This is a genomic window from Pseudomonas citrullilanati (assembly GCF_030580855.1).
Taxonomy (GTDB): domain Bacteria; phylum Pseudomonadota; class Gammaproteobacteria; order Pseudomonadales; family Pseudomonadaceae; genus Aquipseudomonas; species Aquipseudomonas citrulli.
On the sequence record NZ_JAUQOP010000001.1, the window covers coordinates 244,253 to 266,708 of the forward strand.

Here is a 22,456-nt window from a genome sequence, read left to right on the forward strand (position 1 = left end):
GAACGAGCCCCATGAGCCAGACCGCGACCCTTTTGGTCATCGATGACGAACCGCAGATCCGCAAGTTCCTGCGCATCAGCCTGGCTTCCCAGGGCTACAAGGTGCTGGAGGCCGGCACCGGAGTGGAAGGGCTCGCCCAGGCGGCGCTGAACAAGCCCGACCTGCTGGTGCTCGACCTGGGGTTGCCGGACATGGACGGCCAACACGTGTTGCGCGAGCTTCGCCAATGGTCGAGCGTGCCGGTGCTGGTGCTTTCCGTGCGCGCCAGCGAGGCGCAGAAGGTCGAGGCGCTGGACAACGGCGCCAATGATTACGTGACCAAGCCGTTCGGAATCCAGGAGTTCCTCGCCCGCATCCGCGCCCTGTTGCGCCAGGCCCCGGCGGGCGCGGCCGAGGAAGCGGCGTTGCGGTTTGGCTCGCTGACGGTCGACCTGGCGTACCGGCGAGTGCTGCTGGACGGTGCCGAAGTGGCCCTGACTCGCAAGGAATACGCGGTACTGGCGCAACTGGCGCGTCACCCGGGACGGGTCATCACCCAGCAGCAATTGCTCAAGGACATCTGGGGCCCGACCCACACCGAAGACAGCCACTACCTGCGGATCGTGGTCGGCCACCTGCGCCAGAAACTCGCCGACGACCCGACCCGGCCGCGCTTCATCGCGACCGAGGCAGGGGTGGGGTATCGATTGTTGGAGGAGGGTGGGCTTTAGCCCTGTGTTGTCCGGGCTGACGCATTCGCGAGCAAGCCCGCTCCCACAGGGTTCACCGTAGACCGATGTGGGAGCGGGCTTGCTCGCGAAGAGGCCGGGGCAGCCGCTCGAGATCTCTCACTTCTGCTCATTCTCATACCGGTCCAGGGTATCGCTGGCGATCTCACGCCCCAGCGCGATCAGCTCCGGCGCCTTGTAGAACTCGAAGAAGCGGCACACCCGTTTCGGCACGTTGATCAGGACATCCGGCGGATAACCGGCAATCTTGTACTGGGCCAGCGAAGTCTGCATCACCTCGAAGCTCTGGTTGATCAAGTCCAGCAGCGAGGCCGGGCCGACGTTGTCGATGATGAACGAACCGGTGGCCGATTTCGGTGCGCCTTCGGCTTCTGGTGCCGCCGCCGGTTGCTGGCCTTCGGGCTCGGCCGACTCCAGCCAGGGGTTGATCTCGGCCGCCTCGGCCTTCAGCGCCTCCTGCTCCAGCAGTAACAGTTGCTCGGCTTGCTTGCGGCGAAACGGCAGGCGCGAGCCCAGGGAGCTGACGAGGGTGTCGAAGCGTCGGCGGAACGCGGCGGGGCGCTGGATGACCGGCAGCTTGTACTGTTTCTGGTTGGTGGCGTTGAGGTTGACCGCGATGATCAGGTCGCAATGGCTCGACACCACCGGCACGATCGGCAGCGGGTTGAGCAGGCCGCCGTCCACCAGCATGCGGTTGCCCTGCATCACCGGGGTGAACAGGCTGGGGATCGCCGCCGAGGCGCGCATCGCCTGGTGCAGGCAGCCTTCCTGGAACCAGATTTCCTGCTGGTTGGTCAGGTCGGTGGCGACGGCGGTGTAGGGGATGCGCAGGTCTTCGATGTTGAGTTCGCCGACGATCTTGCGGATCTGGCCGAAGACTTTTTCGCCACGGATCGCTCCCAGGCGAAAGCTCACGTCCACCAGCCGCAGCACGTCCAGGTAATCGAGGCTTTCGATCCAGCTGCGGTAGTCCTTGAGCTTGCCGGCGGCATAGATCCCGCCGACCACCGCGCCCATCGAACAACCGGCGATGCAGGCAATGTCGTAGCCACGTCGTTCGATTTCTTCGATCACCCCGATATGGGCGTAGCCCCGGGCGCCGCCCGACCCCAATACCAATGCGACACGTTTTGTCATGACCCGGCCTCTTGTCGAACAGGCTCCAACAATGCACTGATCAGCGGCCTGGCTCAATCGTTGCGGCGCAGGCGTCGTTTTTTGACACGCCGTCGTGGCATTTGCGTATGCTCGCCGACACGGGAATATAGGCGGCTGGCCCTGGCACTTTTTGCCGGCGGAACCGTCTTACCTGCACGACTGTTTACCTGAATCGAGGTGTAATGATGAAAGCCCGGATCTGCCTGCCCCTGGTGGCTTCCCTGATGGTTCTGGCGCTGACGGGGTGCGCGGCCAAGACCGCCTACCGCGACAGCTGCGGCACCCAGCTCGATGCCGCCTGGCGTGAACTGGACCTGGCCAAGGCCGAAGGCTTTGCCGGCACCGTCAGCTACTCCAAGGCGCTGTCGCTGCTGACCGGCGCCAAGACCCAGCAGCAATTCGAAGCGTTCGAAGGCTGTTCCAGGAAAGCCGAGAAGGCGCGCTTTTACATTCGTGAATCCCGCGCAGGACGATAGGATAACTGCAGCTGCAAGTTTCGAGCTTCAAGCTGCAAGAGAGAGACATGTCGCTCCCGCTCCTGCTTGCAGCTTGCAGCTTGAGCCTCGAAAGCTACGTACGGAGTACGTTCCATGATCGATCGGCTGGTGGCCCGGATACTGGGCCTGGAAGTCCGCCTGCTGGCCTGCCAGGCCCGCCTCGATGCCCATACCGACAGCGAAGCGCTGCATGACCTGCGTACCACGGTCCGCCGGCTGCGCAGCCTGCTGCGTCCGCTGCGTGGCCTGCCTGGGGTCGAACAGCTGGAAACCGCGGCATCGGCGGTCGGGACCCTGACCACGCCCCTGCGCGACCGGGAGGTCCTGGCGGCGTACCTCGAACAACACGGCCAGGTCGAGGCTGCGCAACGTCGCCGGGCGCAGATGGCCAACGCGTACCCCGCCGTGGCTGCCAGCCCGGAGCTGGGCCAGTTGTTGATGATCCTCGACGCTTTCCCGCGCTTCATTCGCGCAGCCCAGCGTGAGGGACTGCTCAAGGGGTTGCGCAAGCGCATCGAAAAGCGCCTGGACAAACAGTGGAAAAAACTCGGTCAGGCCCTGCGCGATCCGGCCCATGACCGTCATCGGTTGCGCCTGCTGATCAAGCGCGTGCGCTACGCCCTCGAAGCCTACCCTGAACTCGACCGCCTGCCCGAAGCGGCCATGCCACGGCTCAAGTCCGCCCAAGGGGCGCTGGGCGACTGGCACGACTGCTGGCAATGGCTGGCCAGGGCCGAGGAAGAGGCCGACCTGCGATCCTGCGTGCCAACCTGGCAGCGCACGATGGAACGGGCCGAGGCCAAGTCCGACAAGGTGCTCGACAAGCTGATCGCCAGCTGTTTCGACTAATCCTGAATTCACCACATACGCTGTGGGAGCGGGCTTGCTCGCGATAGCGGTGTATCAGTCAGCCCCTATGTCAACTGACCCGCCGCCATCGCGAGCAAGCTCGCTCCCACAAGGGATGAGTGTGAATTCAGGAGCCTCGGCTTTTCTGCCGGTCTCTTTGGCCGGAATGAGCGCTGTGCCGCTTGCCGGGGCTGGTTAAGATCCCTGCATCTCTTTCCCATGCTCTCGAGGTCGTCATGCGCTTTTCCGATTTGATCGATGCCGTGCGCCGCCAACCAGAGGCCGTCACCATCGCCGCTGAATGGGGCCAGGGGCGCGCCACGTTTGGTGGGCTGGTGGCGGCGCTGCAATATGAAGCGATGCGCGCCCGGGTGCCGGCGGATCGCCCGGTGCGTTCACTGGCGATCACCTTTGTCGGCCCGGTCGAGCCGGATGTGCCGGTCAGTTTCGAAGTCGACGTGTTACGCGAAGGCAAGGCGGTAAGCCAGGTGCTGGGTCGGGCCGTGCAGAACGGCCAGGTGGTGACGGTGGTGCAGGGCAGTTTTGGCGCCTCGCGTGCTTCCGTGGTGGCGGTCCAGGCCGATCCCGCGCCGGCGTTCAAGGATGTCGAGCAATGCCAGGAGTTGCCCTACATCAAGGGCGGGACCCCCGAGTTCATGCGCCACCTGGCCATGCGCTGGAGCGTGGGTGGCTTGCCGTTCACGGGCAACACGTCGCGCAGCATGGGCGGCTGGGTGCGCCTGCGCGGTGATGTGAAAGAAGAGCCATTGAACGAGAGCCATATCCTGGCCCTGGTGGATGCCTGGCCACCGGCATTGTTGCCGCACCTCAAGCAGATGGCCCCGGGCAGCACGCTGACCTGGACCATTGAGTTTGTCCAGCCGCTGCTGGCGCTCACGACCCTGGACTGGTGCAAGTACCTGGCCGAGATCGAGCATGCCCAGGATGGCTACGGCCACGTCGCCGCGAAGTTCTGGAGCGCCGATGGCCGCCTGATCGCCTTGAGCCGGCAGACGGTGACGATCTTCGCCTGAGGCCTCGGCTCATTGACTGTGGCGCTGCAACTCCAGTGCGGCGACCACGCCGAGGGTGCCGATGGCGATGTCTGCCGCTTCGGCACTGAACACCCCGGACACGATCAGCAGGAACGCGACGATGAACAGTGGCACCGCCATCAGGTGCAGCACCGTGTGGGTCGGTTGGCGATCCGGGCCAGGCCAGGCGCGCCATTGCCAGGCCGGAAGGTGAGGGTGACGTTTGCCCATGATGCGTATCCTTGAGTTCATCCATCGAATGACCCAAGCATAGGCGCGGCGGGGTGAAGCGGCGAATCGCCCTTGGCTATCGGCGTGATAGGGCGAACGCTTAAAGTTTCAATTGCCCGATCGCTTTGTTCAGCTCACCCGCCAACGTCGCCAGTTCATGACTGGTGGTGGCCGAGTCCACGGTCTGGCGTACTGTGTTTTCGGTCACGTCGCGAATACTCACCACCGCCCGGTTCATGTCCTCGGCGACCTGGCTTTGCTGCTCGGCCGCGACGGCGATCTGGGTGTTGCTTTCGCGCATCTGCGCCACGGCGGCGGTGATCTGCGCCAATGCATCGCCCGCCTCGCGGGCCTGTTGCACGCAATCGTCAGCCTTGTACGAGCTTTCCTGCATGAAATCCACGGCATCCCGCGTACCGGCTTGCAAGGCGACGATCATGGTGGTGATCTCGTCCGTGGAAATCTGCACCCGCTTGGCCAGGTTGCGGACCTCGTCGGCCACCACGGCGAAGCCCCGGCCCATCTCGCCGGCCCGCGCCGCTTCGATGGCTGCGTTCAGGGCCAGCAGGTTGGTCTGTTCGGCAATGCTGTGGATCACACTGACCACGCCGCTGATCTTGTGGCTGTCTTCGGCCAGGCGCTGGATCATTTCGGCGGTCTGTTGCACCCCCGAGGACAGCCCGGTGATCGACTGCTGTACGCGGCTCACCACGTTCTGGCCATTGCCGGCCAGCGTGTCGGCGGTTTTCGACAGGTCGCGGGTGGCGCTGGCATGTTGGGCGATGTGATAGACCGTGGCCGACATCTCGTTGATCGCCGTGGCCGCCTGGTCGGTCTCGCTCTGCTGGCCGAGCATGCCGTGGCGCACATCGGTCATGCTCGACGCCAGGCGCGCGGCGCCGGTGTCCAGCTGCCGAGCCGTGCTGGCGACGGTGTCCACGACCCGTTGGTAACCGGCCTGCATGGCATTGAACGCGGCCGCCATCTGACCCACCTCATCCTTGCAGGCCAGGGGTACGCGGGCGGACAGGTCGCCGGTTTTCTCCACGTGCAGCATCACGTCCTTCAACGTATTGAGCTGGCTGAGCAGGAAGCGGATCAACAGTTGCGACGCCCCCAGCATGGCCAGCATCAGCACGAACACCGCCACGGCGTATTGGCTGAAGCGTTCGCCGAACACCTGGCCCAGGCTAAGGCCATGGGCCAGGACGGCAAGGGATTGGCTGTCGCCGCGCCGGATCACCTCGGCGCCCAGCAGCGGGTCATCGCCCAACAGCGGGTTGACGTCCAGTTCGACCCAGCCGCTGGCTTGCGCCAGCGCCGGCAGTGGTTGCTCGTTGAACACCGGTACCTGGTCGCGCTGGAACGCCAGCACGGCGTCGGCCTTGGGCAGCGGCTGCCCGGCCGGCCAGGCACTCAACAGCGACGCCTGGGCCTGTGCATTCGCCTGGGCCGCGTGATTGCGCGCCTGCTGTTCCAGGTGCACCGCGTAGAGCACCAGCAACAGGGTGGTGACAAAGGCGACCGCATTGACCGCCCAGAATTTGTACTTCAATGAAATATTGCTAAGCCAGGCACCCATGGTAGGTCTTCTCTGATAGCGGAAACAGTTTTGGCAAGGTGCCATTATTGTGCTGCTATCCAGGGAGCGGGGTGTTGATGTGGGTCAACAGACAATACCGCCTGGGAGGCAATGCGAACCAACAGACAAGCAGATGCCCTTGTGGGAGCGGGGATGTGTGTTCAATCGGAAAGGGCAGGCAACCCAAAAAACGTCCGGGCGCAGGCGGTGCTGTGGGCCGCCAGGTCCTCCTCGGTTTCGCCACGGTGCAATGCCACCTCCCGTAGCACTTCAGTCAGGTAGGCAGGTTCATTGCGTCCGTTCTTGGGCTTGGGCCGGAGCGTGCGGGGCAGCAGGTACGGGGCGTCGCTTTCGAGCATCAGGCGACCGCGGGGAATGTCGCGCACCAGTGGATGCAGGTGGGTGCCCCGGCGTTCGTCACAGATCCAGCCCGTGATACCGATGTGCAGGTCCAGGTCGAGGTAGCTGAACAGGGCCTTTTTTTCGCCGGTGAAGCAGTGCACGACGGCGGCGGGCAAGTGGTCCCGGAAGTCCCGCAGGATGTCCAGCAGTCGCTGGTTGGCGTCACGCTCATGCAGGAACACTGGCAATTGCAACTGGACGGCCAGGGCCAAGTGTTCTTGCAGCACTTTCTCCTGCTGTAGCCGGGGGGAGAAGTCGCGGTTGAAATCCAGCCCGCATTCACCCACCGCGCGGACGCGCTCTTGGGCCAGCAGCTCCTTGAGCTGCCGGGCGCTGTCGGCCGTCCAATCGCTGGCACTATGGGGGTGGATGCCGGCGGTGGCGAACAACCGCTCGCCGCTGCCATCCAGGCTTTCGCACAGCGCCAGGGCCTGTTCGCTGCCCTCGAGGCTGGTGCCGGTCAAGACCAGTTGGCAGACCCCCGATTCATAGGCGCGGTCGAGCACGGCCTGGTGTTTATCGGCAAAACTGGGGTTGGTCAGGTTGACGCCGATATCGATGAGTTGCATGGTGCTACCTCGGCCCAAAGGCCGGAAAGCATATCAGAGCTGTAGATTTATAAGAAAAGCCAAGAACTACAAAGAGTTGTGGCTGTCTGTTGAGGCCGCGAGACAGGTCGGATTGGTATAAATGCCACCACTGTGCCAGTCTTTCGCACTTTTCAGCGCCCCAAGCGCTCTGTTCCTGTCGACCCAGCCTCGTTTTCGAGACGGCCGGCAGTGTTCCTTCCGGAGAGTGGATGACACGTCCCCAGGCGTTGCTACTGCTGTGTTGCTCGCTGCTCATGCCGATACCGGCAGACGCGCGGCTGCCCGGGCCGGTGCAAGTCGTGGCGCCCGGCACGGTGCGCGACCTGGCGCAGATCCGCAGCAGCCGGGTGCTGAAGGTGTTGGTCAACCAAAGCCGCAACAGCTCCGGCGAAGTCCAGGGCCAGCCCATTGGCGTCGAATACCACCGGTTGCGGGCCTTCGAGCAATACCTCAACGGTCACGCCCGGGACGGCCAGGAAATCACCCTCAAGATCATTCCCAAGGCCAAGGACCAACTGCTCGGCGCCTTGCAACGCGGGGAGGGCGACCTGGTGGCCCCCGGCGAGTTGCTCGACCAGGCCGGCCATGCGGTCAGTCCCAGTGACCCGATCCGCAGCGATGTGCCGTTGCTGCTGGTGGGCATCAAGGGTGAAAAGCGCTACAGCCGCGTGGAGCAACTCTCCGGCAAGACCCTCGCCCTGCCTAACGGCAGCGCGGCCGGGGATGCGGTGAGCCAGATCAACCAGAAGCTGGCGTTGCTCAAGTTGCCACCGGTGAAGGTCGAATGGGTCGACCCGACCCTGGCCGTGGAGGATGTGCTGGAGATGGTCCAGGGCGGGATTTTCCACCTGACCATCGTCGAGCAACCCATTGCCGAACGCTGGGGCAAGATTCTTCCCAAGCTGCGCTTCGATCGCCAGGTGCTCATCGGCGAGCCCGGCGATGAGTACTGGTTCGTCCGTCGCGATGCCGCCATGCTGCGGGCGAGCATCGACCGGTTCCTGGCCACCTACAAGGTGCCGGACAACCAGGACGCGGCGTTCCTGCGCATCTACCGGCGCCTCTACCAGGTTCATTATCCACTGGCCCGCGCCGACCGCCAGCGCCTGGAGAAGCTGCGCCCGGTCCTGCAGAAACACGCCGAGGCCCAGGGCATGGACTGGCTCAACCTGGCGGCCCTGGCCTTCAAGGAGTCGGCCCTGCAACCCAGCGCCCGTGGTGGCGGCGGCCCCACTGGCCTGATGCAGATCACCCCGTCGGCGGCGCAGCGGGTCGGGGTGGACAACATCCAGAACCTGGACGCCAACGTACAGGCAGGCGCCAAGTACCTGGCGATGATTCGCCGCAAATTCTTCGCCAGCCCCAAGCTCAATGAGCGTGAACGCATGGCCTTCGTCCTGGCCGCCTACAACATGGGGCCGGAGCGTGTCCAGGGCATGCGCGCCGAAGCCCGGCGGCGGGGGCTGAACCCCAACCAGTGGTTCTTCCAGGTCGAGCGCATCGCCATGGAGCAGGTCGGCATGGGCGCCGTCAGCTACGTCAATAGCGTGAACAAATACTACCTGGCCTTTGACCGGGAGCGAGAATCCCTGGAACCGGCAGGGCAAAAAGTTGCTTTACGGAAGTGATCAATTAAATTGATTGTTTTGTCGCAATTTTTGCGCTTTTTACACAAGTTTTATTGATTAATATGGCGTCCAACCCTCACACACCCAGGAATCACCCGCATGAGCTCGCTGATCAATAAAGTAATGTCCACCCGCGCCGGCTACGGCCTGACCGTCCTGCGTATTGTCGTCGGCATCATCTTCGCCGCCCACGGTTCGCAAAAACTCTTCGGCCTGTTCGGCGGCTACGGCCTGGCAGGCACGGCGCAATGGATGGAAAGCATTGGCCTGACCCCCGGCTACCTGATGGCGACGCTGGCGGGCGGTACCGAGTTTTTCGCCGGGCTGGCGTTGATCATCGGCCTGCTGACCCGTCCGGCAGCACTGGGCCTGGCGTTCCTGTCGCTGGTGGCGATTTTTTCGGTGCACATCGGTAACGGTTTGTTCATGGCCAACAACGGCTATGAATTCGCCCTGGCGTTGCTGGCGGGCAGTGTCGCCGTCCTGATCGAAGGCGCGGGCAAGCTGTCGGTGGATCGCGCCATCGCTGGCTGATGGTCAATAAAGACAAAAAGGCGCTTCCTCTTTCGGGGAAGCGCCTTTTTCTTTTGGAAGGCTGGCAGCTCGCGGACTGCATCGGGATCAACACCCCCTGTGGGCGCGAGCAGGCTTGCTCCCACAGGCACTCAACGGCATGGCGACCAGGGAACAGCGATTCTTGACACCGCCCGGTCAGCTTCTCTAGGATGCCGCCCATGCGCCGATTTAAACAGCTACTTGCGGGGCGCCAGGTGACTCTCCAGTTGCCGACAGAAGCCGGGTTACGCGGCTTCGAAATACCGCTAAAGCGCTGGTTCGGTGTTGCCTCTCACCTGCCATGCAGACTTTTGAGGCAGAGACACGACACGATGAATGCACCCAGCCCCCTTGTACGTCTTGCGCCCATCACGGCGAATCTTGTGCAACGCAACCCGAAAATCCTCCTGGGCGGCACCCACCAGCCTACCTTGCTGCGCTACCTAGACGGCTGGCCGCGACGTAATCATGGGCCGGCCGCTTTCCTGATCCAGTTCGTCGAAGACGGTGAATCCCTGGCGCGTTTCGCCAATGACAGCTTCGACCTGGCCGTTATCCAATGCCCCAGCGCGGAGGACGCGCCCGAGATGATCCGGCAACTGACCCGCGTCGCGCGGCAGGGGTTGATCACTCGCCGCTAAGGTGTCCAGTTCCTACGGATAAGCGATGTCGACGATATAGACCCGCTTCTCGCCCGTGGGCGTCTGAACCTTGACCTCAGCATCCAGGGCCTTGCCGATCAGGGCCCGGGCCAACGGCGAATCGATGCTGATCAGGTTCTGTTTCAGGTCCAGCTCGTCCGGGCCAACGATGCGATAGCGCGATTCCTTGCCGTCCTCATCCTCGACGGTGACCCAGGCGCCGAAGTACACCTTGTTCGGGTCGCTGGGTTTTTCACTGACCACCTTCAGCGCTTCCAGGCGCTTGGTGAGAAAGCGCACGCGGCTGTCGATTTCCCGCAGCATTTTCTTGCCGTAGGTGTATTCGGCGTTTTCCGAACGGTCACCCTGGGCCGCCGCCTCGCTGACCGCCTGGGTCACCTGGGGTCGGCGTACATGCCACAGTTCATGGAATTCAGCGCGCATCCGCGCTTCACCCTCGGGGGTGATCAGCGCGGTGCCGGCGGTGCGGGGTGGGCGATAACGGCTCATGGCAACTTCTTGTCATTGCGAAGCCGGAAGTCTATCAACCCTCGCGCAACACTGTCAGCGGGCTGGCATTGAGCGCTCGTCGGGTGCCGAACACCCCGGCGCCGCCGATCAACAAGGCGCCCACCAGTGGCAACAGCAGCAGCCAGGGATGCGGATGCCACGGCAGGTCGAAGGCGTAGCGGTAGAGCACCAGGCTCACCAGTTCCGAGCCCAGGGCCGCGAGCAAGCCACTGGCCGCGCCCAGCAGGCCGAACTCGATGCGTCGCGCCTTGACCAACAAGTGCCGTTCGGCACCCAGGGCCCGCAGCAGCGCGCCCTGGCGAATCCGCTCGTCGAGGGTCGCTTGCAGGCCGGAGAACAGCACGGCCATCCCCGCCGCCAGTACGAACAGCAACACGTATTCCACGGCCAGGGTCACCTGGGCCAGGATGCTGCGCAACTGTTCGAGCAGGGCCTCGACTTGCAGGATCGTCACCGCCGGGAAGGCCCGGGACAGCTCGACGATTTGTGCGTCGTGGCCCGCCGCCAGGTAGAAGCTGGTGAGGTAGGTGGCCGGCAGGTCCTTCAGCGTGCCAGGCTGGAAGATCATGAAGAAATTGGGCTGGAAGTTGTCCCAGTTGATTTCCCGCAGGCTGGTGACCTTCGCCTCGCGGTTGACGCCGCCCACGCTGAACACCAGGCGATCACCCAGCTTGATCTTGAGGTTGTCGGCGACTTTGCCTTCCACCGAAACCCCCGGGATATCGTCCGGCGGCTGCTGCGGCCACCAGGTCCCTGCGGTGACGACGTTACCCGCCGGCAGGTCTGCGGCCCAGGTCAGGCTCAGGTCCCGTTGCAGCGCCCGGTCACCGGCGGAGTCCTTGGTGACGAACTCACTGGCCGGTTCGCCATTGATGCTGATGAGCCGTCCCGGCACCACGGGATAGAGCGGCGCCGATTGCGCTGACAGCGCCAGCAGCTTGTCGGTGAAGGCCTGCTTGTCGTCGGGCAGGATGTTCAGGGCGAAATAGTTGGGGGCATTCTTCGGCAACTGGTTTTGCCAGGTGTCCAGCAACTCGCCGCGCAGCAGCGCAATCAGCGCCATGGACAACAGGATCAAGCCAAATGCCAGGGCCTGGCCAGCCGCCGCCAGGGGGTGGCGCAGCAGTTGGCCGAGGCCGAGGCGCCAGGGCAGGGCGGCGCGGGCCAGCAAGCGACGCAGGCTCTGGAGCAGCAGGAGCAGCAGCCCGCCGAGCACCAGCGCCGCCACGACGCCGCCACCGAGCAGGGCGAACGTGAGGACCAGGTCCAGGCTCAGGCGCCACATGATCAGGCCCAGGGCACCCAATGCGGCGCCATAGACCACCCAGGTGCTGGACGGGATCGGCAGCATGTCCCGGCGCAGTACGCGCAGCGGTGGCACCCGGCCCAGGGCGGCCAGGGGTGGCAAGGCAAACCCCGCCAGGGCGACCAGCCCGGTGCCGATTCCGGCGATGGCCGGCAGCAGGCCTCCAGGCGGAACCGCCGTGGGCAGCAGGTCGTGCAGCAGCGCGAACAGGCCCAGTTGGGCGATCCAGCCGAGCAGGGCGCCGCTGACGCTCGCCAGCAGGCCGAGCACCGCCAGTTGCAGGCTGAACAGCACCATGGTTTCCCGGCGGGACAAACCCAGGCAGCGCAGCAGGGCACTGGCATCGAAACGGCGAGTGGCAAAACGGTTCGCCGACAGCGCGACAGCGACGCCGGACAGCAGCACCGCCACCAGGCTGGCCATGTTCAGGTAGCGCTCGGCCTTGCCCAGCGCGCCGCCGATCTGCCGGTTGCCGTCGCGGGCATCCTGCAGGCGCTGGTTGGGCTCCAGGCCGGGCTTGACCAGGTCGCGGTAGGTTTGCAGCGCCGGTGCCGGGCCGCGCCACAGGTCGCGATAGCTGACGCGGCTGCCGGGTTGCACCACGCCGGTGGCGTCCAGGTCCTTGAGGTTGATCATGACCCGCGGCGTGAGGCTGTAGAAATTACCGGCACGATCGGGCTCGTAGGTCAGCACCCGGCTCAGGCGCAGGGTCTTGTTGCCGACATCGATGCTGTCGCCGATCTTCAGGTCCAGGGCCGTCAGCAACCGCGCCTCGACCCAGGCCTCGCCCGGGTTCGGACGCCCACCGGTGTCTTCCGGGGCGAACGGCGCGGCGGCGCTTTTCAGCTCGCCGCGCAGGGGGTAGATGTCATCGGCTGCCTTGACGCTGGACAACTGGATGCCGTTGTCGGTGGCGACCACGCTGGAGAACTCCACCACCCGGGCGTGTTCCAGGCCCAGCTCGGTGCCGCTGCGGATCTGTTCCGGGCGGGCTGGCGAGCTGCCTTCGAGCAGCAGGTCGGCGCCGAGAAATTCGGTGGCGCGCAACATCATCGCGCCGTTGAGGCGGGCCCCGAAATAGCCGATGGCGGTACTCGCCGCCACGGCCACCAGCAGGGCGAAGAACAACACCCGCAACTCGCCGGCGCGGGCATCGCGCAGCAATTGACGGACAGCAAGACTGAACAGGCGCAACAGCGGCAGGCGTGCCATCAAGGCTCCAGGGGCGCGACCATCTGGCCGGCTTCAAGTCGGATCAGGCGCCGGCAGCGATGGGCCAGGCGTTCATCGTGGGTGACCAGCACCAGGGTCGTGCCGCGTTCCTTGTTCAGCTCGAACAGCAGGTCGCTGATGCGCTCGCCGGTGTGGCTGTCGAGGTTGCCGGTGGGTTCGTCGGCAAACAGCACGTCGGGCTCGGCGGCGAAGGCGCGGGCAATCGCCACGCGTTGCTGTTCGCCGCCGGACAGTTGGCGGGGCGAGTGGGTCAGGCGCTGGCCCAGGCCGACGCGCTGTAGCAGTTCGGTGGCACGTTCGCGAGCATCCTTGCGACCGTCCAGCTCCAGCGGCAGCATGACGTTTTCCAGGGCGTTGAGGCTGTCGAGCAACTGGAACGACTGAAAGACGAAGCCGACATGCTCGGCACGGATCCGCGCCCGCTGGTCTTCGTCGAGGGCGCTCAGGGCCTGGCCGGCGAGGGTCACCTCACCGTGGCTGGGCAGGTCGAGGCCGGCCAGCAGGCCGAGCAGGGTGGATTTGCCGGAGCCGGACGCGCCGACGATCGCCAGGCTGTCGCCCTGGTTCAGTTCCAGGCTGAGTTCGTGCAGGATGGTCAGTTCACCTTCCGCGCTGGAGACCACTTTGCTAAGGTCCGTCGCGGTGAGAATGCTTGAGCCCATGGAGAATCCGATGCGTGTGTGGTTTTTGAGTGCCGGCCTGGCCTTGATGTGCATGGTCCAGAACGCAGCGGCGGGTACAGTCCTGATCGTTGGCGATAGTATCAGCGCGGCTTTCGGCCTGGATACCCGGCAAGGCTGGGTGTCGCTGCTCGAACAACGGCTCAAGGCCGAGGGTTTTGACGACAAAGTGGTCAATGCGTCGATCAGCGGCGATACCAGTGCGGGAGGCCAGGCGCGGCTGCCGGCGCTGCTTGCAGCCCATAAGCCGGACGTCGTGGTCCTGGAGCTGGGGGGCAACGATGGCTTGCGCGGACAACCGCCAACACAATTGCAACAAAACCTTGCAGCGATGATCGACAGCGCGCGTGCCAGCGGTGCCAAGGTCCTGTTGCTGGGCATGCAATTGCCGCCCAACTATGGGCGGCGCTACACCGATGCGTTTGCCCAGGTCTACAGCACCCTGGCCGAAGAGAAGAAAGTCCCCCTGGTACCGTTTTTCCTCAAGGACATCGGTGGGGTTGCAGGGATGATGCAGGGCGACGGATTGCACCCGTCCGTCGCCGCCCAGGGCCAGTTGCTGGAAAATGTCTGGCCGACGCTGAAACCGCTGCTTTGACGCTTTTCTAGAGGCGGGCTTTCGGCTAATGTGGCGCCCCCGATTTGGAGCCCCCGATGCCGCGTCCCGCCTGGTCCCTGTTTGCCTACCAACTGATCGAGCCTGACGAGCAGCTGGACCTGTTCGCCTGCCAGGAAGTGCGGGTGCATCTGGTGACTCGGCAGCTGGAACTCGGCGGCTCCGCCGACCGCACGCTCTGTGGCAGCCTGCTGCCGGCCCAGCCGCGCTGGTCCAGCGTCGACCGGCGGATCTTCCAGGACCATCGCCTATGTTCCCTGTGCCGGGCGATCCTCGAATCCCAGAAGCGCGGCACCTCGCCGATCTGGCCGGAGCTGCGGTTCGAGTTGTAATCCCATTACTGTGGGAGGATTTGCGATGCCGTCATTCCTGGCCCGAAAAATGCTGCGCATCGGACGCCGCTGTACCACCCTCCCCGAAATAACGGGCCGCGGTGTACAATCGGCGCTTCCATACCCTCTGTTCGACCTGCGAAGGATTTCCCGGATGTTGCCGCGCTTGCCTGCCGTCGCCCGCTGCCTGTCTCTAGCCGCCCTGTGTGTGGCCGGCCCCGTTGCAGCATTGGAGCTGCCCCTGCCACCGCCAGGCGAGGACATCATCGGCCAGGTGCAAGTCATCAAGGCCAAGTACGAAGACACTTTCGCCGACCTGGGCACGACCTATGACCTGGGCTACACCGAGATGGTCGCGGCCAACCCGGGCGTCGATCCCTGGCTGCCCGGCGCGGGCACCGAGATCGTGCTGCCGACCCGCTTCATCCTGCCGCCGGGGCCGCGCGAAGGGATCGTGATCAACCTGGCCGAATACCGCCTCTACTATTTCCCCAAGGGCCGGAACGTGGTCTACACCTTCCCGCTGGGGATCGGTCGTGAGGGATGGGGCTCGCCGATCGCCCACACCAGCATCATCGCCAAGACCCCGAACCCGACATGGACCCCGCCGGCCTCGATCAAGGCCGAGCACGCCGCCGACGGCGATCCGTTGCCCAACGTGGTGCCGGCCGGCCCGGACAACCCGCTGGGGCCCTTCAAGTTCACCCTGGGCACCCCGGGCTACCTGATCCATGGTTCGAACAAGAAGTTCGGCATCGGCATGCGAACCAGCCACGGTTGCTTCCGGATGTTCAACAACAACGTCCTGGAGATGGCCGGCATGGTGCCGGTGGGGACGTCGGTGCGGATCATCAACGACCCCTACAAGCTCGGCCTGAGCGGCGGCAAGGTCTACCTGGAGGCCCATACGCCGCTGGATGACAACGGCAACCCGTCGGTCGTGGACAAGCACACCGCGGTGATCAACGCGATGCTCAAGCGCGAAGACATCACCAGCAACCTGCGCATGGACTGGGATGTGGTGCGGGACGTGGTGGCGGCCGAGGACGGCCTGCCGGTGGAGATTGCCGTGCCGAGCACGTCGGCCCCGATGGTTTCCAGCGCGCCGATCGATTTGCAGCAGTAACCCTGGAAAGCAACCCGCCGGCGTCTCGCGAGGTCGGCGGGTTTTTTATTGCCTGGCCAAACACCGGGCAATAAAAAAGCCGACCCAAGAATGGGTCGGCTCGATAACAATCCCGAAGGACTATTACTTGCGGCTAGCTTTGTCCAGCATGCGCAGAGCACGCTCGTTAGCTTCGTCAGCAGTCTGTTGTGCTTTTTGAGCAGCAGCCAGAGCTTCATCAGCTTTACGGTAAGCTTCGTCTGCACGAGCTTGGGCGCGAGCGGCTGCGTCTTCGGTAGCAGTCAGACGTGCTTCGGTTTCTTTCGATGCGCTGCTGCAACCGGTAGCCAGAACTGCGGCCAGGGCCAGAGCAGAGAATTTCAGAACGTTGTTCATCGTGTTCCCCTTCAAGGACTTTCTATTAGTGACTGTCTCCCCAGACTGGGGAGTTAGCCGGCGTACATACTACCCATTACTTGTAGTAAGTAAACTGACGTAACGCAAGAAGCAAAAAAATTGTAGGCGGTGATTCTTTTTCGAGCAACTTTTCTGTGGGCGGTAGAAGAAGCGTCAGCGCCAACCCCCTGACTGGAGTGCCTAGATGAAGAAAAGTTCCGCGCCCGGATGAACTCTTCGTGACTCCGCTAACGTCGTTGTTTATTGATTCGCCTAGACTTTTGCTCATTTTTTGTGCAATGCCCCAGGCATCTTTATTGGGTCTTGGCGGTGACTTTAACTACCGGCGCTCGTCTCAAGACTCAACAACTGGCGATGTTCAGCTATTGCACCGCGACACCGACTACAGCGCGAGGAAGGCCCCCAGTCGATAAAACCGACGAGGTTGGCCCTTCGATGACAGGTGTGTCTTGAGCATTTGCGTCATTGGTGCCTACTATTCACGACGTGCTCGGGTTTGAGCGGATCGGTTTTGGCGCTCGGTGACCAGGAAGGCACGGGGTGGCGTAGATGTTCCTTCGCCGGAAAAACATCGGTAAGGTAGGGGTCAGCATTCAGACCCGCGAGGAGTAGTGATGAGCGAGGCGTTGTCCATCCACCATGACCAGGCTGGTCATCAATTCGAGACCACCGTGGACGGTCATCGTGCCTATCTGACCTATATGGACCTGGGCAAGCAGACCCTGGACATCTATCGCACCTTCGTGCCCAACGCCCTGCGTGGCCGGGGCATTGCGGCGGCGCTGACCGAAAAGGCGCTGCAGTACGCCGAAGAGATGGGCTATACGGTGATCCCGTCCTGCTCCTACGTGGAGCGCTACATGGAGCGTCACCAGCGGCACGCGGCGAAGCTCTGACACAAGACGGATTACCAGATAGAAAATGCCGGGCTGAAGAGCCCGGCATTTTTTTTGTCGACGTTCTACGTGCCGAAGAAGCCGATCAGCCCCGCTGGCGCTTGGGCAACACGTCCTTGAGCTTGGCGTGCATGCTGCGCAAGGTATTCTCGGTCGCGCTCCAGTCGATGCAGGCATCGGTAATGGAGACGCCGTACTGCAAGTCGGCGAGGTCTTTCGGGATCGCCTGGCAGCCCCAGTTCAGGTGGCTTTCGACCATCAGGCCGATGATCGACTGATTGCCTTCCAGGATCTGGTTGGCCACGTTCTCCATCACCAGCGGTTGCAAGGCCGGGTCCTTGTTGGAGTTGGCGTGGCTGCAGTCGACCATGATGTTCGGCTTGATCCCGGCCTTGTTCAGGGCCTGCTCGCACAGTGCGACGCTGACCGAGTCGTAGTTCGGCTTGCCGTTGCCACCGCGCAGCACGACGTGGCCGTAGGCGTTGCCCTTGGTGGTGACGATCGACACGCCGCCTTCCTGGTTGATGCCGAGGAAGCGGTGAGGGCTGGAAACCGACTGCAAGGCATTGATGGCCACGGTGAGGCCGCCGTCGGTGCCGTTCTTGAAGCCCACCGCCGAGGACAGGCCCGAGGCCATCTCGCGGTGAGTCTGGGATTCGGTGGTGCGCGCGCCGATGGCAGACCAGCTGATCAGGTCCTGCAGGTATTGCGGGGAGATCGGGTCCAGCGCTTCGGTGGCAGTGGGCAGGCCCATTTCGGCCAGGTCCAGCAACAGTTGACGACCGATGTGCAGGCCGTCCTGGATCTTGAACGAATCATCCAGGTACGGGTCGTTGATCAGGCCTTTCCAGCCGACGGTGGTCCGCGGCTTCTCGAAATACACCCGCATGACCAGGTAGAGGGTGTCGGAAACTTCCGCAGCCAGTACCTTCAGGCGCTCGGCGTACTCGTGGGCGGCCTTGATGTCATGGATCGAGCAGGGCCCGATGACCACGAACAGGCGATGGTCGCTGCCGTCGAGGATGTTGCGGATGACTTCCCGGCCCTTGGTCACGGTGCGCAGGGCAGCGTCGCTCAGGGGAATATCGCGCTTGAGCTGGTCAGGCGTGATGAGGGTCTCGTTGGAGGCGACGTTAAGGTCATTGATCGGTAAATCAGCCATCGTGTTACTCGTCAGGTCACGGGTGCCGGCCGCCAGCGATCCCCGCGCGGCGGTGCACAGCGGATTTAAGCGCGTCGGGGAGCCGAACCTTATCGCGTTACGAGGTGGCTCGACAATGGGCAGGCGCGGGTTTCAAGGGATTTATCCCCTGTGGGACAAGGGGGTTTATCCCCCGTGGGATAAGTCCCCTTGTCCCGGGGCCTGTGCAATGATGTGCAGGGCCGTTTACCAGAGGAGTCGCAAAGATGCAGGCAGTTGTCAAACCGCGGATCGGGATAATCGGCACCGGGGCCATTGGCGGGTTCTATGGCGTGATGCTGGCGCGTGCCGGTCTTGACGTGCATTTCCTGTTGCGCAGCGAATTTGCCGCGGTGGCCGAACGCGGATTGCAGGTCGACAGTGCGGTGCATGGCGCGCTGGCCCTCAATCCGGTCCAGGCCTATCGCTCGGCGGCCGACATGCCGCCCTGCGACTGGTTACTGGTCGGTGCCAAGACCACCAGCAATGCCGAACTGGCCCCGGTCATCCGCCAGGCGGCCGCTGACGGTGCGAAAGTCCTGTTGTTGCAGAACGGCCTGGATGTCGAAGAAGCCCTGCGTCCATTGCTGCCCGATTCGTTGCACTTGTTGGGTGGGCTTTGCCTGATCTGCGTGCATCGGGCCGGCCCCGGCGTCATTACCCACCAAGCCCTTGGCGCGGTCAATATCGGCTATCACAGTGGCCCTTGCGGCGATCAGGCCGAGCGCATGGAGATTGTCGAGGAGGCCGCGACGCTGTTCCGCCAGGCCGGGATCGATGCCCAGGCCATGGCGGACCTGCAACAGGCTCGCTGGCAGAAGCTGGTGTGGAACGTGCCTTATAACGGCCTCTCCGTGTTGTTGGGGGCCAGCACCACACCGCTGATGGCCGATCCCGCCAGTCGCGAATTGATCCAGGCGCTGATGGGGGAGGTGGTGCAGGGGGCCGAGGCCTGCGGTCATCACATCGCGCCGGGCTACGCCGAGTATCTGTTCATGATGACCGAGAAGATGCCCGACTATTGGCCGAGCATGCACCATGACCACCTTCATAAACGCGCACTGGAACTGGACGTGATCTATGCCCGGCCGTTGGCGGCGGCGAAGGCGGTGGGGTGCGAGTTGCCAAGAATCGAAGCCTTGTACCAGGCATTGGCGTTCCTGGACCGGCATAACCGCTGAGATAAGGGGGAGGCGAGATGGCAAACAACATTGACGACCGGTTGGTGCTGGCGATTTCCTCGCGGGCGCTGTTCGACCTGAGCGAAAGCCACAAGGTGTACCTGTCGAGTGGGGTCGAGGCCTACCGGCAATACCAGATCGAACATGAGGACGAAGTCCTGGCGCCGGGGGACGCCTTCGCCCTCGTGCAGAAACTGCTGAGCCTCAATGCACACCTGGGGCGCGCGCGGGTCGAGGTGGTGCTGGTCTCGCGCAACAGTGCCGACACCGGCCTTCGGGTCTTCAACTCGATTCATCACTATGGCCTGGCGATCTCACGTGCCGCGTTCGTCGGTGGCCGCAGTCCTTATCCGTACCTCAAGGCCTTCGGCTGCGACCTGTTCTTGTCCACTCACGCTGAAGATGTGCGCAGCGCCCTGGACGCCGGGTTCGCCGCGGCGACCATTCTTTCGGGCGGTGCCAGCCGCGCCGCCAGCGAGGAATTGCGCATCGCGTTCGACGGCGACGCGGTGCTGTTTTCCGATGAGTCGGAGCGCATCTATCAGGCCGGTGGCCTCGAAGCGTTCCAGGCCAGCGAGCGCCAGGCGGCCCGCGAGCCGTTGCGAGGCGGGCCGTTCAAGGGCTTCCTGGCGGCGCTCAATGTGTTGCAGCGCGAGTTTCCCGAGGACGCCTGCCCCATCCGCACGGCGCTGGTGACGGCCCGTTCGGCGCCGGCCCACGAGCGGGTCATCCGCACCTTGCGCGAATGGGATATCCGCCTGGACGAATCGCTGTTCCTCGGCGGCCTGACCAAGTCGGCATTCCTCGAAGCCTTCGCCGCCGACGTGTTTTTCGACGACCAGACCGGCCACTGTGAACTCGCCCGCGAGGTGGTCGCCACGGGGCACGTCCCCCACGGTATCAGCAACGAGGTGAAGCCCTGACGACCGGTTGTTCCGCGCGCCAAGCCGCACGTCGTGCTGGCGAAGGCGCTGCTAAGCTCAATCCATCTCCGCCATTCTGGCACGCGAGGAGGTCACATGATTCGTTCGATGCTGTACGCCACAGACCTGGGGCTCTACGCCCCTTATGTGATGCAGCATGCCTTGGCGTTGGCACGGACGTTTAAAGCCGAGTTGTATGTGGTGCATGCGGTGGAACCGATGGGGCTGTTCGCCGAATCGGTGTTGCAAAGCTATCTCGACGAGCAGGCGCTGAACGAATTCCATCGCCAGGGTCTGAATACGGTGATGGCCAACATCGAGCAACGGGTACTCGACAGTTTTCGCGAGGAGTTGGGTGAAGGGCAGCAGGACTTGCAACTGATCAAGTCGGTCAGGGTTTTCCAGGGTGATCCTTCCCAGGTCATTCTCGAGCAGGCGGCGAAGCTTTCGGTCGATCTGCTGATCGTTGGCAGTCATTGCCAGGGGGCCAACGGTGAAAGCCCCCTGGGCAGGACCGCTGCCCGGGTATTGCAGTTATCCCGGGTACCGGTCTACCTCGTGCCCCTGGTGCAGCGTCGTCGCCAGGGCGAGGCTTGAGGCTAAATGATGGCCTTTAATAAAAAGTTCTAGATTTATTGTCATAACCTTTCATATAGTTATATACCGTCGCTGATGCCCGTGGCGTCCAACTGCTTTGAGGGATACATATGAAGCTTCAACAACTGCGCTACATCTGGGAAGTGGCGCACCACGACCTCAACGTTTCCGCTACTGCCCAGAGCCTCTACACGTCACAACCCGGCATCAGCAAGCAGATCCGCCTGTTGGAAGACGAACTGGGCGTGGAAGTCTTCGCCCGCAGCGGCAAGCACCTGACCCGCGTGACCCCGGCCGGTGAACGCATCATCACCACGGCTGGCGAGATCTTGCGCAAGGTCGAAAGCATCAAGCAGATCGCCCAGGAATTCTCCAACGAGAAGAAGGGCACCTTGTCGATCGCCACCACCCACACCCAGGCCCGCTATGCCCTGCCGCCGGTGATCAGCAATTTCATCAAGCAATACCCGGACGTGGCGCTGCACATGCACCAGGGTTCGCCGATGCAGATCGCCGAGATGGCCGCCGACGGCACGGTGGATTTCGCCATTGCCACCGAGGCCCTGGAGCTGTTCGGGGACCTGGTGATGATGCCGTGCTATCGCTGGAACCGTTGCGTGGTCGTGCCCCAGGGTCACCCGCTGACCAAGCTGCCGAAGCTGACCCTCGAAGCCCTGGCCGAATACCCGATCGTGACCTACGTGTTCGGTTTCACCGGCCGTTCGAAGCTCGACGAAGCCTTCAGTCATCGCGGCCTGACCCCCAAGGTGGTGTTCACCGCCGCCGACGCCGACGTGATCAAGACGTACGTGCGCCTCGGCCTGGGCGTGGGCATCGTGGCCAAGATGGCGGTCGACACCAAGCTCGACAATGACCTGGTGGTGCTGGATGCCAGCGAGTTGTTCGAATCCAGCGTGACCAAGATCGGCTTCCGCCGGGGCACGTTCCTGCGGGGGTTCATGTGCGATTTCATCGAGAAGTTCGCCCCCCACCTGACCCGTGAAGTCATGGCCAAGGCCATCCAGTGCCACAACAAGCAGGAACTCGAAGAGCTGTTCGACGGCGTCGAACTGCCCGTGCACTAAATCGCTTCGGTGACTGCGAATCGTTGCCGGGCGCCCGCCACGATTATCTCCACTTCATCCCCTTCGAACTTGCCCAGCAGGCCCCGGCCCAAGGGCGAGCGAGGGGTGATGACCGTGATCGGCTGTCCCACCAGAAAGACCTTCAACCCCGCCGCGTCCGGTGCCAGGAACAGCCATTGCTGGCGGCCGTCGTCATCTTCCAGGCCGATCAAGCTGCCGACCTCGATGCCGCGCTGTTCGCTGTAGGACCTGGGCACCAGGTTCTGGCAGAGGGCGAGGGCCTGGCGGATTTCTTCCACGCGCCTGGCCTGGCCGGCGGCGAGGTAGGACGCTTCGAGGCCAAGGGTGTCGTATTTGTTCTCGGCGATGTTTTCTTCATGGGTCGCGGTTTCATAGGCGGTCCGGGCCGCGCGTTCGGCGATGTCGAGATCGACCCTGAGCTTGTCCAGGATCAATTGGTGGACGGTCTGTTTGTTCAT

At 63.5% G+C, this 22,456-nt stretch carries 24 protein-coding genes and 1 pseudogene; 15 read left to right on the plus strand and 10 right to left on the minus strand.

Going from position 1 to position 22,456, the window contains the following annotated elements; translation table 11 throughout:
• Positions 1 to 11 precede the first annotated feature (11 nt).
• Positions 12 to 710: a response regulator gene (locus Q6A48_RS01040; protein ID WP_304551257.1), complete on the plus strand. Its 699-nt coding sequence runs from the start codon at positions 12 to 14 to the stop codon at positions 708 to 710.
• A 117-nt stretch (positions 711 to 827) separates the two neighbouring features.
• Here the strand turns inward: Q6A48_RS01040 and Q6A48_RS01045 are convergent, their stop codons facing one another.
• Entirely contained in the window at positions 828 to 1,865 is a 1,038-nt protein-coding gene (locus tag Q6A48_RS01045; RefSeq protein WP_304551258.1) for a patatin-like phospholipase family protein, read from the minus strand.
• A gap of 206 nt (positions 1,866 to 2,071) precedes the next feature.
• On the opposite strand from Q6A48_RS01045, the gene Q6A48_RS01050 reads away from it, so the two are divergent.
• The 3 genes from Q6A48_RS01050 (at position 2,072) to Q6A48_RS01060 (ending at position 4,266) form a co-directional block, all read left to right on the plus strand.
• Entirely contained in the window at positions 2,072 to 2,362 is a 291-nt protein-coding gene (locus Q6A48_RS01050) for a hypothetical protein (protein ID WP_304551410.1), read from the plus strand.
• A gap of 114 nt (positions 2,363 to 2,476) precedes the next feature.
• Positions 2,477 to 3,232 (plus strand): CHAD domain-containing protein, encoded by a 756-nt coding sequence (locus Q6A48_RS01055; protein ID WP_304551260.1) that lies wholly within the window; start codon positions 2,477 to 2,479, stop codon positions 3,230 to 3,232.
• Positions 3,233 to 3,468: 236 nt separating this feature from the next.
• Positions 3,469 to 4,266: an acyl-CoA thioesterase gene (locus tag Q6A48_RS01060; RefSeq protein WP_304551261.1), complete on the plus strand. Its 798-nt coding sequence runs from the start codon at positions 3,469 to 3,471 to the stop codon at positions 4,264 to 4,266.
• 18 nt (positions 4,267 to 4,284) lie between these two features.
• Here Q6A48_RS01060 and Q6A48_RS01065 read toward each other — a convergent pair.
• From Q6A48_RS01065 to Q6A48_RS01075, 3 genes and pseudogenes are all read right to left on the minus strand, one after another.
• Positions 4,285 to 4,497 (minus strand): annotated as a pseudogene (locus Q6A48_RS01065) (terminase); the annotation flags it as partial.
• A 100-nt stretch (positions 4,498 to 4,597) separates the two neighbouring features.
• Complete coding sequence (locus Q6A48_RS01070; RefSeq protein WP_304551263.1) at positions 4,598 to 6,079, minus strand: methyl-accepting chemotaxis protein; 1,482 nt, start codon at positions 6,077 to 6,079, stop codon at positions 4,598 to 4,600.
• A 161-nt stretch (positions 6,080 to 6,240) separates the two neighbouring features.
• Positions 6,241 to 7,050, minus strand: a complete 810-nt coding sequence (locus Q6A48_RS01075; protein ID WP_304551265.1) for a TatD family hydrolase — start codon at positions 7,048 to 7,050, stop codon at positions 6,241 to 6,243.
• Between the two features lie 230 nt (positions 7,051 to 7,280).
• On the opposite strand from Q6A48_RS01075, the gene Q6A48_RS01080 reads away from it, so the two are divergent.
• The 3 genes from Q6A48_RS01080 to Q6A48_RS01090 all read left to right on the plus strand — a co-directional run bounded on the left by Q6A48_RS01080 (position 7,281) and on the right by Q6A48_RS01090 (position 9,895).
• Complete coding sequence (locus Q6A48_RS01080; protein ID WP_304551267.1) at positions 7,281 to 8,699, plus strand: MltF family protein; 1,419 nt, start codon at positions 7,281 to 7,283, stop codon at positions 8,697 to 8,699.
• Between the two features lie 99 nt (positions 8,700 to 8,798).
• Positions 8,799 to 9,233, plus strand: a complete 435-nt coding sequence (locus Q6A48_RS01085; RefSeq protein ID WP_304551268.1) for a DoxX family protein — start codon at positions 8,799 to 8,801, stop codon at positions 9,231 to 9,233.
• Between the two features lie 353 nt (positions 9,234 to 9,586).
• Positions 9,587 to 9,895, plus strand: coding sequence for a class I SAM-dependent methyltransferase (locus Q6A48_RS01090; protein ID WP_304551269.1), 309 nt, complete (start codon positions 9,587 to 9,589; stop codon positions 9,893 to 9,895).
• A 12-nt stretch (positions 9,896 to 9,907) separates the two neighbouring features.
• On the opposite strand, the gene greB is transcribed toward Q6A48_RS01090, so the two are convergent.
• From greB to Q6A48_RS01105, 3 genes are read right to left on the minus strand one after another with little or no spacing between them, the layout of a single operon-like run.
• Complete coding sequence (gene greB, locus Q6A48_RS01095) at positions 9,908 to 10,405, minus strand: transcription elongation factor GreB (protein WP_215006990.1); 498 nt, start codon at positions 10,403 to 10,405, stop codon at positions 9,908 to 9,910.
• Positions 10,406 to 10,439: 34 nt separating this feature from the next.
• Positions 10,440 to 12,944 (minus strand): ABC transporter permease, encoded by a 2,505-nt coding sequence (locus tag Q6A48_RS01100; protein ID WP_304551273.1) that lies wholly within the window; start codon positions 12,942 to 12,944, stop codon positions 10,440 to 10,442.
• Positions 12,944 to 13,627 (minus strand): ABC transporter ATP-binding protein, encoded by a 684-nt coding sequence (locus Q6A48_RS01105; RefSeq protein WP_304551274.1) that lies wholly within the window; start codon positions 13,625 to 13,627, stop codon positions 12,944 to 12,946. The genes Q6A48_RS01100 and Q6A48_RS01105 overlap by 1 nt, the downstream gene beginning before the upstream one ends.
• A 10-nt stretch (positions 13,628 to 13,637) precedes the next feature.
• On the opposite strand from Q6A48_RS01105, the gene Q6A48_RS01110 reads away from it, so the two are divergent.
• The 3 genes from Q6A48_RS01110 to Q6A48_RS01120 all read left to right on the plus strand — a co-directional run bounded on the left by Q6A48_RS01110 (position 13,638) and on the right by Q6A48_RS01120 (position 15,719).
• Complete coding sequence (locus Q6A48_RS01110) at positions 13,638 to 14,243, plus strand: arylesterase (RefSeq protein ID WP_304551275.1); 606 nt, start codon at positions 13,638 to 13,640, stop codon at positions 14,241 to 14,243.
• A 56-nt stretch (positions 14,244 to 14,299) separates the two neighbouring features.
• Positions 14,300 to 14,593, plus strand: a complete 294-nt coding sequence (locus tag Q6A48_RS01115) for a hypothetical protein (RefSeq protein ID WP_042728326.1) — start codon at positions 14,300 to 14,302, stop codon at positions 14,591 to 14,593.
• A 154-nt stretch (positions 14,594 to 14,747) separates the two neighbouring features.
• Positions 14,748 to 15,719 carry a L,D-transpeptidase family protein gene (locus Q6A48_RS01120; protein WP_304551277.1) on the plus strand — a complete coding sequence of 324 codons (972 nt, stop codon included), beginning with the start codon at positions 14,748 to 14,750 and terminating at the stop codon, positions 15,717 to 15,719.
• A 123-nt stretch (positions 15,720 to 15,842) separates the two neighbouring features.
• Here the strand turns inward: Q6A48_RS01120 and oprI are convergent, their stop codons facing one another.
• Positions 15,843 to 16,094: an outer membrane lipoprotei OprI gene (gene oprI, locus Q6A48_RS01125; RefSeq protein ID WP_025113130.1), complete on the minus strand. Its 252-nt coding sequence runs from the start codon at positions 16,092 to 16,094 to the stop codon at positions 15,843 to 15,845.
• Positions 16,095 to 16,729: 635 nt separating this feature from the next.
• On the opposite strand from oprI, the gene Q6A48_RS01130 reads away from it, so the two are divergent.
• Positions 16,730 to 17,011 carry a GNAT family N-acetyltransferase gene (locus Q6A48_RS01130; RefSeq protein ID WP_042728324.1) on the plus strand — a complete coding sequence of 94 codons (282 nt, stop codon included), beginning with the start codon at positions 16,730 to 16,732 and terminating at the stop codon, positions 17,009 to 17,011.
• A gap of 85 nt (positions 17,012 to 17,096) precedes the next feature.
• Here Q6A48_RS01130 and Q6A48_RS01135 read toward each other — a convergent pair whose 3' ends face one another.
• Positions 17,097 to 18,173 (minus strand): 3-deoxy-7-phosphoheptulonate synthase, encoded by a 1,077-nt coding sequence (locus Q6A48_RS01135; RefSeq protein WP_304551288.1) that lies wholly within the window; start codon positions 18,171 to 18,173, stop codon positions 17,097 to 17,099.
• A gap of 245 nt (positions 18,174 to 18,418) precedes the next feature.
• Between Q6A48_RS01135 and Q6A48_RS01140 the strand changes: the two genes are divergently transcribed.
• From Q6A48_RS01140 to cysB, 4 genes are all read left to right on the plus strand, one after another.
• On the plus strand, positions 18,419 to 19,372 hold the full coding sequence (locus Q6A48_RS01140; RefSeq protein WP_304551289.1) for a putative 2-dehydropantoate 2-reductase: 954 nt from the start codon (positions 18,419 to 18,421) through the stop codon (positions 19,370 to 19,372).
• A gap of 17 nt (positions 19,373 to 19,389) precedes the next feature.
• Positions 19,390 to 20,295 (plus strand): 5'-nucleotidase, encoded by a 906-nt coding sequence (locus Q6A48_RS01145; protein ID WP_304551290.1) that lies wholly within the window; start codon positions 19,390 to 19,392, stop codon positions 20,293 to 20,295.
• Positions 20,296 to 20,391: 96 nt separating this feature from the next.
• On the plus strand, positions 20,392 to 20,892 hold the full coding sequence (locus tag Q6A48_RS01150; RefSeq protein WP_042728320.1) for a universal stress protein: 501 nt from the start codon (positions 20,392 to 20,394) through the stop codon (positions 20,890 to 20,892).
• A 110-nt stretch (positions 20,893 to 21,002) separates the two neighbouring features.
• On the plus strand, positions 21,003 to 21,977 hold the full coding sequence (gene cysB, locus Q6A48_RS01155; RefSeq protein WP_003183769.1) for an HTH-type transcriptional regulator CysB: 975 nt from the start codon (positions 21,003 to 21,005) through the stop codon (positions 21,975 to 21,977).
• Here cysB and Q6A48_RS01160 read toward each other — a convergent pair.
• A complete protein-coding gene (locus Q6A48_RS01160) occupies positions 21,974 to 22,456 on the minus strand; it encodes a GreA/GreB family elongation factor (protein WP_304551300.1) in 483 nt (160 codons plus the stop codon). The genes cysB and Q6A48_RS01160 overlap by 4 nt on opposite strands.